The organism is Acinetobacter sp. YH12126 (assembly GCF_013418745.1).
In the GTDB taxonomy this organism is placed as follows: domain Bacteria; phylum Pseudomonadota; class Gammaproteobacteria; order Pseudomonadales; family Moraxellaceae; genus Acinetobacter; species Acinetobacter amyesii.
Genome location: NZ_VPBM01000002.1, coordinates 348,619 through 361,977, shown reverse-complemented (window position 1 = coordinate 361,977; position 13,359 = coordinate 348,619). Strand labels below are relative to the sequence as shown.

Sequence of the window (13,359 nt, the reverse complement as noted above, 5' to 3'; positions counted from 1 at the left end):
TGAAGTGTCTGCCAATTATGGATTAGGAATTTTTTAGGCATGGCCTCATTTGAATTTTTAGAAGATGATCAAAGCGACAGCAACGGTCAAGCCCGTTTCACAGTATTCGGTGTAGGTGGTGCTGGCGGTAACGCTGTGCAACACATGTTGGAATCAGATATCGAAGGTGTAAAATTTGTTTGTGCCAATACAGACAAACAGGCACTCGACCGCATGAATGCACAATTTAAAATCCAACTGGGTGAGCAAAGTACGCGTGGTTTGGGTGCAGGTGCAAATCCACAAGTGGGTCAAACTGCTGCTGAAGAAAGCCGTGAGTTGATTCGCCAACACCTTGAAGGTACGGACATGGTGTTCGTGACTGCAGGTATGGGTGGTGGTACAGGTACCGGTGCTGCGCCAGTTGTTGCTGAAATTGCCAAAGAAATGGGTATCTTAACTGTAGGTGTGGTGACGACTCCGTTTAACTTTGAAGGTAAACGTCGTCAGCAATCTGCTGAGAAAGGTATTGAAGCACTTGAGCAACATGTTGATTCTCTGATTATTATTCCGAACCAACGTCTACTTAAAGTATTCCGCGATATTTCAATGAAAGATGCCTATAAAAAGGCAGATGATGTATTGTTAAATGCGGTGCGTAGTATCTTTGATTTGGTGGTACGTCCAGGTCATATCAACCTTGACTTCGCCGATTTGAAAACTGCCATGAGTACACGTGGTTACGCAATGATGGGTGCAGGTTCTGGTCGTGGTGAAAACCGTGCGCGTCAAGCTGCTGAGCAAGCGATCCGTAGCCCGTTGTTAGATAACGTGACCATCATGAATGCAAAAGGCATTTTGATTAACGTTACAGGTGGCGATGACGTAACCTTCGGTGAAATTGAAGAAATCACTGATGTGGTGAACCAAATTGTGGATCTTGATGAAGGTCAAGTGTTCTACGGTACGGTATTTGATCCAGATGCACGTGATGAAATTAGCGTAACGGTGATCGCAACGGGTTTAACTCGTAATTCTGCCGATTCTGCTGAGCCAGTGAAACGCCCTGTCGCACAAGCAACGCGTACAGTCGCTTCTGCACAAGTACCTGTAGATGAAGATGATGTGCCAGCGATTCAACGTCAGCACAATGAAGCAGCAGCTCCAGCTGCAGCAGTGGCGTCAGCATCCAATTCACGCCCTACGCCAATGAGTATTCAAGACTATTTGAAAAATCAGCAACGTAAATAACATAAATTCAATGACTTAAATGTCTGTTGATTACAAAAGGTAGCTGATCAGCTACCTTTTTGTTTTTTATCAATGGCTAAATATGCTAACGTATAGCGGTTTTGTGAACTGATGATAGAAGACACATGTTGAAACAACGTACCCTGAAACGCATCGTGAAAGCGAGTGGCATCGGACTGCATAGTGGGCAAAAAGTGATGATAAACTTTGTGCCATATCATGCCGATGGGGGGATTGTGTTTCGTCGTATCGACTTAAATCCACCGATTGATATTCCAGCCGATGCTATGCTGATTCAAGAAGCATTCATGTGTTCTAACTTGGTGCAAGAAAATGCCAAGGTGGGCACAATTGAGCACATTATGAGTGCGATTGCTGGTTTAGGGATTGATAACCTGATCGTGGAAGTGTCGGCGTCTGAAGTGCCCATTATGGATGGGAGTGCCGGCCCGTTCATTTATTTGCTTATGCAAGGTGAACTACAAGAACAAAATGCACCTAAAAAATTCATAAAAATACGCAAACCTGTCGAAGCACTGATCGATGATAAACGTGCTGCCTTCCAACCGCATGATGGTTTCCAATTAAATTTTACGATTGATTTTGACCATCCTGCATTTAAGAAAGAATTTCAGTCGGCAACTATCGACTTTTCAACCGAAACTTTTGTTTATGAAGTCAGTGAAGCGCGGACTTTTGGCTTTATGAAAGATTTGGACTACCTCAAAGCTAATAATTTGGCTTTAGGGGCGAGTCTCGAAAATGCCATTGGTGTAGATGACAATGGTGTGGTCAATGAAGAGGGCTTACGCTTCTCTGATGAGTTTGTTCGTCACAAAATATTAGATGCTGTGGGTGATTTATACTTGCTCGGTCATCAAATTATTGCGAAATATGATGCCTATAAGTCAGGTCATGCATTAAATAATCAGTTATTACGCAATGTCAAAAGTGATCCAGACAGCTATGAAATTGTAACATTTGATGACATTAATGATTGCCCAATTAGTTATGTGAATGTGACATAAGTCATTGTCTTATAATAGTGATGTTATATTGTATCAATTGTAAGTGTTAAGTCTGTCACATTCTGAATATTCAAATTTATCTGTTACAACTCGGTGGTTACTTTTTATTGCTTGCCAAACGCAGCATTGCTTGGCTAAGCTTAGGGTCGCTCACAAAGTCAGCAGCATTACGGAGTAAATCCTGAGTTTCTGTACTGAGGGTTCTTGAAATTTTTTCAGGGGAATGGGGCGTTGGAGACGGAGTTCTCAGACGAACTTGAATCTTGTGTAAATCCTTGAATTCGTATATTTGTGATAACTGTGCAATATATTGCTTTTGTAAATAGGCCAACTGACTTATCAGTGCCTGATTTTCTCCAGTTAATATAAGTACACCATTTATATAACAAACGACTTGCCATTGATCCGGTTGGGGCAATAGCGGTTGGACAATTTTCGTAAGCTTCTGCCATGCAGCAACTTGCGTTGAGAGAAACGAAAAGTTTCCTGTTTTTATGTGTTTTCTTGTTGGTTGAAAGACGTTGACAGGTTCTGACATACATATTTCCTACATGTTTATGTCTTAATCTTATGCGCTCCTTTTGGCTGATATCAAGGACGAAATCACACAAGGAACAAAAGAGAACAGTTTATAGAGGTTTTTTATGCATTTACGACGTATTTTATTGGCGTTTTCATTGGCTGCTTCGGCCGCTTCAGTCGCTTTTGCAGATTTAGTTGAATTAAATCAAGCAGATTCATCATCAGATCGTATTGAACAGTTAACTCGCACTTTGTCTCAAGGTGCTTACTCTGAAAGCAATGATATTGATATTCCAGCAGAAACTAAGTTGAATGTTAAAATTCGTGAAAAATCAATTGAACTCAACAATGCGACAATCGCAAAAAAATACGGTTCAAGCAATTCCTCTAAAAACTATTCAGCAAGTTCAAATAATCCATATTCATGGTTAATTGCCCACCCACTTCCAGACATGAAGCGTGTAAGTTCAAACTATGGTGGTCGTACCATGGGTGGCCGTGCAGAAAATCATTCAGGTTTAGATCTTTCTGCGGCTAGTGGCACACCTATTTATGCAACGGGTCCAGGCATTGTAACAAAGTCAGGTTGGGGCACAGGTTATGGTCAATATGTTGAAATTAACCATGGTAACGGTTACCTGACACGTTATGCACATGCATCACGCTTAATTGCACGTGTAGGCGACCGTGTTGCTGCGGGTGAGCATATTGCTAACGTTGGTTGTACTGGTCGTTGTACTGGCCCACATTTGCATTACGAAGTAGTGAAAGATGGTCAACGTAAAAACCCATCGACGTATTTAGCGATGTTGCCATAAGCACATATAACATCGGTATACGAAGCCATTGTCTGAACCTCTACAGACAATGGCTTTTTTATTTATCGCTAATAACTATAAAATTATCATTTTAAAAAATATTGTCTGTATGAAAAATGGCGAAAATTGACCCAAAAATGTAAATTTGTGTAATTGTTAATCAATGAGTATTTAGTAAATAAATAACAGAGCTATTTCGTATTCATTTGTGGCGATAACTGAGCCTAGCCAAAATATGGTACTAATAGAGCCATATATTTAGCACATAGGATAGGTGAAGTATGGCGTTTTATGGCGATACAGATGCGCAAGAAACCCAAGAATGGCAGGACGCATTTGATTCAGTTTTACAGCACATGGGAACTGACCGCGCTGCATTTTTGCTTGAAAAACTCTATCAACAAGCGATTGCTAAGCACGTTCCCATTCAGCGACTAAATACTCCTTATTTAAATACGATTTCAGTTGAAGAACAACCGCCTATGCCAGGTGATTCGGATATGGAGCGCCGTATTCGTGCGCTGATCCGCTGGAATGCCTTAGCGATGGTACTGCGTGCCAATAAAACAGGTGATGACTTAGGTGGTCATTTGGCAAGTTTTGCATCATCTGCAACTTTATATGACGTGGGCTTTAACCACTTCTTCCGTGCCAATAGCGAAAGCTTTGGCGGTGACATGATCTATTATCAAGGTCACTGTGCACCGGGTATCTATGCACGTTCGTTCTTAGAAGGTCGTTTGACTGAAGAACACTTAAATAATTTCCGTCGTGAAGTCGGCGGTAAAGGTTTGCCTTCATACCCACATCCGTACTTGATGCCAGATTATTGGCAATTCCCAACCGTATCGATGGGTCTAGGTCCAATCATGTCGATCTATCAAGCACACATCCAAAAGTACTTGATGAATCGTGGCCTGATCAAAGAAGAAAACCGTAAAGTTTGGGCTTACCTCGGTGATGGTGAAATGGATGAACCTGAAAGTACAGGTGCCATTTCACTTGCAGGTCGTGAAAAGCTCGACAATCTGATTTGGGTCGTGAACTGTAACTTACAGCGTCTAGATGGCCCAGTTCGTGGTAATGGTAAAATTATTCAAGAACTTGAATCATTGTTCCGTGGTGCAGGCTGGCGCGTGATTAAGGTGGTATGGGGTCGTCATTGGGATCCGCTACTAGCAAAAGATGATTCAGGTGCCTTAAAAGCGGTGATGGAAGAAGCGGTCGATGGTGACTTCCAACGCTATCAAGTGAAAGGTGGTGCGTATACGCGTGCGCATTTCTTTGGTAAATATCCTGAAGCTGAAGAGTTGGTGCGCAACTTAAGCGATGAAGATATTGATAACCTGAACCGTGGTGGTCATGACCCATTCAAAGTGTATGCGGCTTATGCCGAAGCGATGAAGGAAACGGGTCAGCCAACAGTTATCTTGGCAAAAACAGTCAAAGGTTATGGTTTGTCGGAAGAGATTGAAGCAGTCAATAAGACGCATCAAATCAAGAAAATGCAGCTTGAGTCGTTGAAATACGTGCGTAACCGTTTCAACTTGCCATTTACCGATGAACAGCTTGAAGAAGTGCCATTCTACCGTCCAAGTGAAAATTCACCTGAAATTAAATACATGAAAGCACGTCGTGAGGCATTGGGTGGTTATTTACCTGCACGTCGTAAAGAAAGCGAGCAGCTGGCGATTCCTGAATTGTCTGTGTTTGATGCGGTACTCAAAGGCAGTGGCGGTAAAGAGCAATCGACGACCATGTTGATGGTACGTTTGATTTCATCATTATTGAAAGAAAAAGCCATTAAAGATCGTGTCGTACCAATTGTGCCAGATGAAGCGCGTACTTTCGGTTTGGAAGGTATGTTCCGTCAGTTGGGGATCTATGCTGCGCATGGTCAAAAATATACCCCTGAAGACCAAGAACAGTTGATGCATTACCGTGAAGCTAAAGATGGTCACATGTTACAAGAAGGGATTAACGAAGCGGGTGCGATGAGTGCTTGGGCTGCGTTAGGAACCAGTTATTCAACCAATAACTTGCCAATGATTCCGATGTATATGTACTACTCGATGTTCGGTTTCCAGCGTATTGGAGATATTGCATGGGCGGCAGGTGATGCGCAGGCGCAAGGTTTCTTGCTCGGTGCAACTGCGGGTCGTACAACACTGAATGGTGAAGGTTTACAGCACCAAGATGGTCATTCACATATCTTGGCAAATACGATTCCAAACTGTATCTCTTATGACCCATGTTTTGGTTATGAGTTGGCAGTAATCGTACATGACGGTTTAAAACGCATGTACGTGAACCAAGAGCGTGTGTTCTACTACTTAACAGTAATGAATGAAAACTACGAACATCCAGCTATTCCTGAAGGTGCTGAAGAAGGCATTAAACGTGGTATGTATCTCTTCGAAGAAGATGAGAAAGCAACGGTTCAGTTGATGGGTTCAGGTGTGATTCTGCGTGAAGTGATTAAAGCAGCGAAAATCCTTCGTGATGAATATCAAATTCATTCAAATGTGTGGAGCGTCACTAGCTTTAACGAATTAGCTCGTGATGGTATGGCGTGTGAAGAATACAACCGCCTACATCCGTTGGCTGAAGATACGAAAGAAGCTTGGGTCTCTCAATTACTTCGTGAAAAAGACGGTATTGTGGTATCGGCAACTGACCACATGCGTGCATATAGCGAACAAATCCGTGCCTATCTTCCAGACAATCGTCCGTTTGTTGCATTAGGCACAGATGGTTATGGTCGTTCAGATACACGTGGCAACTTACGTAGCTACTTTGGTGTCGATGCCGCACATATTGTGGTAGCAACATTGAAAAAACTCGCGGATGAAGGCGAAGTTGATGCACGTTTGGTTAAAGATGCCATCTCAAGCTTTGAACTAGATACTGACCGTCCAGTGGCATGGGCTCCGCAGGAAACGCCGGAACTGCATGCTGTGGCTGACTACAAAGAGGAGAACTAATCATGCAAATTACGACTCCTGATATTGGTGTAGATAAAGCAACGGTCGCTGAGATTTTAGTGAAAGTCGGCGACACCATTAGCGTTGATGACAGCATTGTGTTGTTAGAGTCTGACAAAGCCTCTGTTGAAGTGCCAAGCACTTCGGCAGGCGTGGTGAAAAGCATTGCAGTTAATCTGGGTGACAGTGTTGCTGAAGGTGCTGTGCTGATCGAGTTGGAAGCAGAAGGTCAAAGCGCTGCTACCGTTGAGCCAGTACAAAATGTAACTGAAGACGAAGCAGCAGAACCAACTCCGGTTGTGGAAGCAGAACAAACTTCAGCAGCATCTGTTGCAGCCAATGCTACTCAGTCGCAAAGCATCGATGTGCAAGTCCCTGATATTGGCGTAGAGAAAGCTACGGTAAGTGAGATTTTGGTCTCTGTTGGTGATGAAATTGATGTTGATCAAAGTATTATCGTGGTGGAATCAGACAAAGCGACAGTCGAAGTCCCAAGTACTGTATCAGGCCGTGTCGAATCGATCACGATCAGTGCTGGCGATGTAGTGAAAGAAGGTGTAGTGATTTTAACGGTGAAAACGGCGACTTCATCTGCTGCGGTTGAATCGGCTGCTGTGCAAGAAACTGCACAGCCTGTTGCTGCACCTGTTGTTGCAGAAGCAACACCAGCGCCGTCTACGGCTACAGCGTCTGGACCTGTTGAAATTGCAGTGCCTGATTTAGGTGTTGATAAAGCAGCAGTGGCTGAAATTTTAGTCGCTGTGGGTGATGTGGTTGAAAAAGACCAAAGCATCATCGTGGTGGAATCAGACAAAGCAACGGTAGAAGTGCCAAGCTCTACAGCTGGTAAAATCACCGCGATTCATGTCCAGTTAGGGCAAAGTGTCTCTGAAGGCGTCGCTTTAGTGACGATTGAAGCCGAAGGTCAAGCTATTGCAGCACCAGCAGCGAAACCTGCTCCAGCTGTAGCACAGCCTGCGACAGTTGCACCTAAAGCGGAAAGCAAAGTTGAAGCAGCAGCACCGCAACCACAAGGCGCAGATAAGCTCACCAAAGAGCAAAATGCTGCCAATGCCAAAGTGTATGCAGGTCCGGCCGTTCGTAAGCTTGCACGTGAATTGGGTGTGGTTTTAGCAGAAGTCAAAGCATCTGGTCCGCATGAGCGTTTAATGAAAGAAGATTTATTCGCTTATGTGAAAACCCGTTTGACCACTCCGCAAGCTGCACCAGCAGCGCAAGCTGTGGCACAGGTTTCAGGTTTGCCGAAGTTGCCAAGTTTTGATGCTTTTGGTGGTGTCGAAGAGAAAGTTTTGACACGTTTACAACAAGTGTCGATTCCGCAATTGTCTTTAAACAACTTTATCCCGCAAGTGACGCAGTTCGATGCAGCGGATATTACTGATCTTGAAGCTTGGCGTAATGATTTAAAAGCTAACTTTAAGAAAGAAGGTATTGGCTTAACCATTATGGCTTTCATCATCAAAGCAGTGGCTTATTTGTTGAAAGAAGAGCGTGAATTTGCAGGTCATTTGTCTGATGATGGCAAGTCAGTATTGTTACGTAATGAAATCCATATGGGGATTGCCGTTGCCACGCCTGATGGTTTGACCGTGCCTGTACTGCGTAATCCAGATCAAAAATCCATTAAGCAGATTGCAATTGAGTTGGGTGAGCTGAGTCAAAAAGCACGTGACAAAAAATTGTCGCCGAAAGATTTACAAGGTGCGAACTTTACCATTACCAGTCTGGGTTCAATTGGTGGCACGGCATTTACACCGTTGGTCAACTGGCCACAGGTGGCGATTTTGGGTATTTCACCTGCAACCATGCAGCCAGTATGGAATGGTGAAAGCTTTGATCCACGTTTGATGCTGCCGCTGTCATTGTCATACGATCACCGTGTGATTAATGGAGCGGATGCTGCACGTTTTGCCAATAAACTGACGAAGCTGCTCAAAGATATCCGAACTTTATTGATCTAATCTGACCTGTTTAAGTTTCAAAATGAACCCTGCTTTGGCAGGGTTTTTTTATGGCGTGGTGGTGGTGGACTGACAAAGCCAATCAGGAAGTTCAATGGGTGAAGGGTAGAGCTTTAATGCCGAGTTTGCGTTGAGGTTATAGGTGAGTGGAAGCGTACGATGTGGCTGCGCCGTCGACCAAAGCTTATGTCGTAAATGTTCAAAGCGTTGGAAGTCTTTTAAAAATAAACCCCAAAACTTTTCATAATGCCCCAGTTCTTGCACATGTTGATGTTGATACGCATGTGTTTGGCCCTGTTGGTGCTGGAAGTCATAGCCCATCAGCCAAATACGCTGCGGTTGAAAGAGATGTGCGAGTGAATAGGCTTGAAGGCCGCAATTATTACCATACACAAAGTACGGTGAATGAAATAAATCCGCTTGCGTATCGATGCGCACGGTTTTGAAGTTAATCACTTCATGTTCAGGATATGGGCGGTTGTGACCTAAACCACATCCGCTAATGATGTCACCTTGAAAGCAGGCTTTGAGCATGGGTTGATAGTGTAACCACCACGCATAATCTGAATGATGGGCAATTTGAGCCTGAGGAAGTTGAAGAAAACTTTGATTACAGCAAATGATTAGCAGCTTTTTTGAGGGCTGAATGGTGGTTAAGTCAAAACTGAGCTGAGACGGGCCGCCTGCAATGATTAATACATCCTGCACATGCATATAGTGTTGAATAAATTCTTGAAATTTTTGATTATTGTTTTGCATATCAAATTGAGTCATCGAAAATTAAAATTGCGAAAACATGCATTCCTCGCTAGAATAGCATTACTTCATTGGGGAGTAGCCGCTTTTTACGCAAAGTAAAAAGGTGATGGTCAACATATTTGCTCTAAAACGAGCATGGTCATCATAGCAAAGAACCAAATGAGCTCTTCGTAGCTTTCTTTTGTTGGCAAGACCTTTGATTTATCACTCTGCACATTGGCTAGCAGGAGGGATAAGTCATCGGTATATGTTATTGCTAGCCAGAGAAATGCACCATGTTAACCGCTTTCTTCATTTCCCTTGCTGTTGTTGCCCTGTCAGAAATGGGCGATAAAACACAACTACTTGCCTTACTGCTTGCTGCACGTTTTCGTAAACCCGTTCCGATCTTAATTGCAATTTTCCTCGCGACTGTGGTGAACCACGGGGTTTCTGCTGTGCTGGGTCAATGGATTACCACCGTTTTAAGCCCAATCGTTTTATTGTGGATCGTTTCTCTGGGCTTTATTGCCATGGCGGTGTGGATGTTGATCCCCGATCAATTGGATGATGAATCTGAAAGTATCAATAAGTGGCAAAAATATGGGGTTTTCGGCGCCACTTTCGTTTTGTTCTTCTTGGCTGAAATTGGAGATAAAACCCAAATTGCCACTGTTGCACTGGCTGCACGCTTTGACAGTATTGGCTGGGTGACTTTGGGGACGACATTAGGCATCATGTTGGTTAATGCGCCTGCGGTATTTATTGGCAACAAACTAGCAGAAAAACTACCGATTTCACTGATTCATAAAATTGGCGCCTTGGTATTCTTGGTGATTGGTTTGGCTGCGTTGGCACAACACTATTTATTTTAAATAATGATCTCACCATATTAAAAATACATGAAATCCTGAGTTAAAAACTCAGGATTATTTGCCAATAAATGAGACCCAATTCACTGATATTTCAGATAATATTGACTGAATATTTATTGTAAGTTTCCCTAAATAAATATATGTTATTCACCTATAGAATATATATTTTTTGATAAAAAATTTGGGGAATGGGAATGGCTTTCGAACGCACAACATCACAGGTACTTTATGATGATGGAAAGCATAAATGTATTAGCTTTACCAGCTTGGTAAAAGGCGAGGGCGTACAGGCGAACCAGTTCCTGATTTTGGATAATGAGCGCGCAGCAGTGCTCGATCCGGGTGGTGACTTGACCTATGTCCCACTGACTATGGAACTGAATAAATATACCCGTTTGACCAATCTTGACTATGTGATGGCCTCGCATCAGGACCCTGACATTATTACCTCGATGCCGCGTTGGTTGGTTTATACCGACGCCAAAGTGGTGGCATCTAAGCTGTGGGCGCGTTTCTTACCGCATTTAAACTCTGCATTTATGAGTGACCGCATGAAAGGCAATTGGTTGGATCGTTTGATCGAACTGCCAGATCATGGTCAGGTGATTCCATTAGGCAACAGCCATTTGGTGGCTGTTCCTGCACACTTCCTACATTCGGTTGGTAACTTCCAATTTTATGACCCGATTGCCAAAATTTTATTCTCAGGGGATATGGGCGCATCTATGGTGGACGACGCCTCTAAACCTTTAGAAAATTTTGCCGCTCATATCCCTAAAATGAAAGGCTTCCATCAGCGCTATATGTGTTCAAACAAAGTGATCCGTCTGTGGGTCAACATGGTACGCACGATGGATGTGGAAATGATCGTACCGCAGCACGGCACGCCATTTATTGGTAAAGAACAGATCAATCAATTCTTAGATTGGATCGAAACCTTACAATGTGGTGTCGATTTAATGGATGAGACAGTTTTTACTTGCCCAGTATAATGACTTGAAAATTTCAAAAAATAATTGAGTTTCCAGATAACATTTTTTAATATTTTTCGTCCATAAAATAAGCTTTTAGATGACGAGAATAGATAAAAATGTTGTCTCAAATACCGACTCAGGATGCATGTTTAAGGTGTGGAGCATGTTGTGCCCACTATCGCGTTTCTTTTTATTGGGCAGAAGGGCTAAATATGCCTGAACATTATACGGAACCTGTGACATCGGTGTATTCATGTATGGTGGGTACGAATCAGGCAAATCCACGTTGTATTGCTTTAGGTGGAGAAGTAGGCAAACAGGTGAGTTGTAACATGTATGAGGCACGTAGTTCATCTTGTAAAGAAGTTCAAATCGCCGATGAGCAATGTAATAAAGCACGCATCGCGCATCAAATGATTCCATTGATCAGTATTCCACTGCATGACGCTGAAAATGACGAAGATTTCGATCAAGTCAGTTAAGGCTTTATTTCCAGAATAAATTTATTGAAATCTAAGAGGTAGAATCTTCGGATTCTGCCTGTATTGCACTGGATGCTGACCAACCCCCAGAGTATTCTTGCTGAAAACAGCATATTCGATGGTTAATATTGAAAACTCCGTAAAGAATTGCCGCAATTAAAATGAAAATTGAACGGAAATTTGTATATAATGGCTCACGGAAATTACCAGCGAGACTGTTATGTTGACCATCGTTCAAGAAGCCCTAACCTTTGATGATGTCTTATTACTCCCTGCCTATTCTACTGTTCTCCCAAAAGATGTCTCTCTTAAGACACGTTTCACACGTGGCATCAATTTGAATATTCCACTTGTTTCTGCTGCAATGGATACTGTGACTGAATCACGTATGGCGATTGCAATGGCGCAAAACGGTGGTATCGGTATCCTGCATAAAAACATGGATATTGCTGCACAAGCTGCAGAAGTTCGCCGCGTGAAAAAATTTGAAGCAGGTATGGTGAAAGACCCAATTACCGTTACACCAGAAACGACTGTACGTGAGCTGATTGCTTTAACTCAAGCAAATAACATCAGCGGTGTACCAGTGGTGAAAGACGGTCAAGTGGTGGGTATTGTTACTGGTCGTGACACTCGTTTTGAAACTAATCTTGAGCAACCTGTTAGTAACATCATGACAGGTCATGATCGTTTGGTGACTGTTCGTGAAAACGAATCAAAAGAAAACATCCAAGCATTACTTCAAAAACACCGTATTGAAAAAGTCCTTGTTGTAAATGACAACAACGAACTGAAAGGTTTAATCACGGTTACTGATTTCCGTAAAGCTGAAAACTATCCAAACAGCTGCAAAGATGACTTAGGTCGTTTACGCGTTGGTGCTGCAGTTGGTACAGGTGCAGAAACACCAAGCCGTGTAGAAGCATTGGTAGAAGCGGGTGTTGATGCGATTGTTGTTGATACAGCACATGGTCACTCTGCAGGTGTAATTGAACGTGTACGTTGGGTTAAAGCCAACTATCCACAAGTTCAAGTGATTGGCGGTAACATCGCGACTGGTGATGCAGCTCTTGCATTATTAGATGCTGGCGCAGATGCAGTGAAAGTGGGTATTGGCCCGGGTTCAATCTGTACTACACGTATTGTGGCTGGTATTGGTATGCCGCAAATCTCTGCGATTGACAGCGTTGCCAATGCACTAAAAGATCAAATTCCATTGATCGCAGACGGTGGTATCCGTTTCTCTGGTGATATGGCAAAAGCGATTGGTGCAGGCGCGAGTACCATCATGGTAGGTTCATTGATGGCGGGTACGGAAGAAGCACCGGGCGAAGTTGAATTCTTCCAAGGTCGTTACTACAAAGCGTATCGTGGTATGGGTTCATTGGGTGCGATGGCAGGTGCAACAGGTTCTGCTGACCGTTATTTCCAAGACTCAAAAGCAGGCGCTGAAAAACTTGTACCAGAAGGTATTGAAGGTCGCGTACCGTACAAAGGCCCAATGGGTAACATCGTTCATCAAATGATGGGTGGTTTACGTTCATCTATGGGTTATACCGGTTCTGCGGTGATCGATGACTTACGTAAAAATGCACAGTTTGTCAAAATTACTGCGGCAGGTATGTCTGAATCTCACGTACATGACGTGACTATTACTAAAGAAGCACCAAACTACCGTGTTGGTTGATATTTAGTAGCTTTTAGCCGAAAAGGCCGTCATTAATAT

General features: G+C 43.1%; 11 protein-coding genes and 1 riboswitch. Of the genes, 9 read left to right on the top strand and 2 right to left on the bottom strand.

Annotation, left to right across the window (positions count from 1 at the left end):
* Positions 1-39 precede the first annotated feature (39 nt).
* Positions 40-1,230: a cell division protein FtsZ gene (ftsZ, locus tag FTU62_RS01725; protein WP_180101667.1), complete on the top strand. Its 1,191-nt coding sequence runs from the start codon at positions 40-42 to the stop codon at positions 1,228-1,230.
* A gap of 125 nt (positions 1,231-1,355) precedes the next feature.
* Entirely contained in the window at positions 1,356-2,258 is a 903-nt protein-coding gene (gene lpxC, locus FTU62_RS01720; RefSeq protein WP_180101666.1) for a UDP-3-O-acyl-N-acetylglucosamine deacetylase, read from the top strand.
* Positions 2,259-2,355: 97 nt separating this feature from the next.
* Here lpxC and FTU62_RS01715 read toward each other — a convergent pair whose 3' ends face one another.
* Entirely contained in the window at positions 2,356-2,796 is a 441-nt protein-coding gene (locus tag FTU62_RS01715) for a DciA family protein (RefSeq protein ID WP_111884464.1), read from the bottom strand.
* 106 nt (positions 2,797-2,902) lie between these two features.
* Between FTU62_RS01715 and FTU62_RS01710 the strand changes: the two genes are divergently transcribed.
* From FTU62_RS01710 to FTU62_RS01700, 3 genes are all read left to right on the top strand, one after another.
* Positions 2,903-3,598 carry a M23 family metallopeptidase gene (locus FTU62_RS01710; RefSeq protein ID WP_078193213.1) on the top strand — a complete coding sequence of 232 codons (696 nt, stop codon included), beginning with the start codon at positions 2,903-2,905 and terminating at the stop codon, positions 3,596-3,598.
* Positions 3,599-3,879: 281 nt separating this feature from the next.
* Positions 3,880-6,582, top strand: a complete 2,703-nt coding sequence (gene aceE, locus FTU62_RS01705; protein ID WP_180101665.1) for a pyruvate dehydrogenase (acetyl-transferring), homodimeric type — start codon at positions 3,880-3,882, stop codon at positions 6,580-6,582.
* A gap of 2 nt (positions 6,583-6,584) precedes the next feature.
* Positions 6,585-8,564: a 2-oxo acid dehydrogenase subunit E2 gene (locus FTU62_RS01700; protein ID WP_180101664.1), complete on the top strand. Its 1,980-nt coding sequence runs from the start codon at positions 6,585-6,587 to the stop codon at positions 8,562-8,564.
* A 48-nt stretch (positions 8,565-8,612) separates the two neighbouring features.
* Here the strand turns inward: FTU62_RS01700 and FTU62_RS01695 are convergent, their stop codons facing one another.
* The gene (locus tag FTU62_RS01695; protein ID WP_180101663.1) at positions 8,613-9,323 is read right to left on the bottom strand and encodes a methyltransferase type 11; all 711 of its coding nucleotides are present in this window, start codon (positions 9,321-9,323) and stop codon (positions 8,613-8,615) included.
* Between the two features lie 58 nt (positions 9,324-9,381).
* A riboswitch (yybP-ykoY riboswitch) is annotated at positions 9,382-9,524 on the top strand.
* A gap of 74 nt (positions 9,525-9,598) precedes the next feature.
* Between FTU62_RS01695 and FTU62_RS01690 the strand changes: the two genes are divergently transcribed.
* The 4 genes from FTU62_RS01690 to guaB all read left to right on the top strand — a co-directional run bounded on the left by FTU62_RS01690 (position 9,599) and on the right by guaB (position 13,320).
* Positions 9,599-10,177, top strand: coding sequence for a TMEM165/GDT1 family protein (locus tag FTU62_RS01690; RefSeq protein ID WP_078193209.1), 579 nt, complete (start codon positions 9,599-9,601; stop codon positions 10,175-10,177).
* Between the two features lie 194 nt (positions 10,178-10,371).
* Positions 10,372-11,169, top strand: coding sequence for an MBL fold metallo-hydrolase (locus tag FTU62_RS01685; RefSeq protein WP_078190564.1), 798 nt, complete (start codon positions 10,372-10,374; stop codon positions 11,167-11,169).
* Positions 11,170-11,267: 98 nt separating this feature from the next.
* Positions 11,268-11,633, top strand: coding sequence for a YkgJ family cysteine cluster protein (locus FTU62_RS01680; protein WP_180084433.1), 366 nt, complete (start codon positions 11,268-11,270; stop codon positions 11,631-11,633).
* Positions 11,634-11,853: 220 nt separating this feature from the next.
* Complete coding sequence (gene guaB, locus FTU62_RS01675) at positions 11,854-13,320, top strand: IMP dehydrogenase (RefSeq protein ID WP_078190562.1); 1,467 nt, start codon at positions 11,854-11,856, stop codon at positions 13,318-13,320.
* The last annotated feature ends 39 nt before the right edge of the window (positions 13,321-13,359 follow it).

Bases quoted from the DNA above. Each gene is read 5' to 3' on its own strand.
- FTU62_RS01680 (WP_180084433.1), top strand. From the start codon at position 11,268: ATGTTGTCTCAAATACCGACTCAGGATGCATGTTTAAGGTGTGGAGCA.
- guaB (WP_078190562.1), top strand. From the start codon at position 11,854: ATGTTGACCATCGTTCAAGAAGCCCTAACCTTTGATGATGTCTTATTA.
- lpxC (WP_180101666.1), top strand. From the start codon at position 1,356: ATGTTGAAACAACGTACCCTGAAACGCATCGTGAAAGCGAGTGGCATC.
- FTU62_RS01685 (WP_078190564.1), top strand. From the start codon at position 10,372: ATGGCTTTCGAACGCACAACATCACAGGTACTTTATGATGATGGAAAG.
- FTU62_RS01695 (WP_180101663.1), bottom strand. From the start codon at position 9,323: ATGCAAAACAATAATCAAAAATTTCAAGAATTTATTCAACACTATATG.
- FTU62_RS01710 (WP_078193213.1), top strand. From the start codon at position 2,903: ATGCATTTACGACGTATTTTATTGGCGTTTTCATTGGCTGCTTCGGCC.
- FTU62_RS01700 (WP_180101664.1), top strand. From the start codon at position 6,585: ATGCAAATTACGACTCCTGATATTGGTGTAGATAAAGCAACGGTCGCT.
- FTU62_RS01690 (WP_078193209.1), top strand. From the start codon at position 9,599: ATGTTAACCGCTTTCTTCATTTCCCTTGCTGTTGTTGCCCTGTCAGAA.
- ftsZ (WP_180101667.1), top strand. From the start codon at position 40: ATGGCCTCATTTGAATTTTTAGAAGATGATCAAAGCGACAGCAACGGT.
- aceE (WP_180101665.1), top strand. From the start codon at position 3,880: ATGGCGTTTTATGGCGATACAGATGCGCAAGAAACCCAAGAATGGCAG.
- FTU62_RS01715 (WP_111884464.1), bottom strand. From the start codon at position 2,796: ATGTCAGAACCTGTCAACGTCTTTCAACCAACAAGAAAACACATAAAA.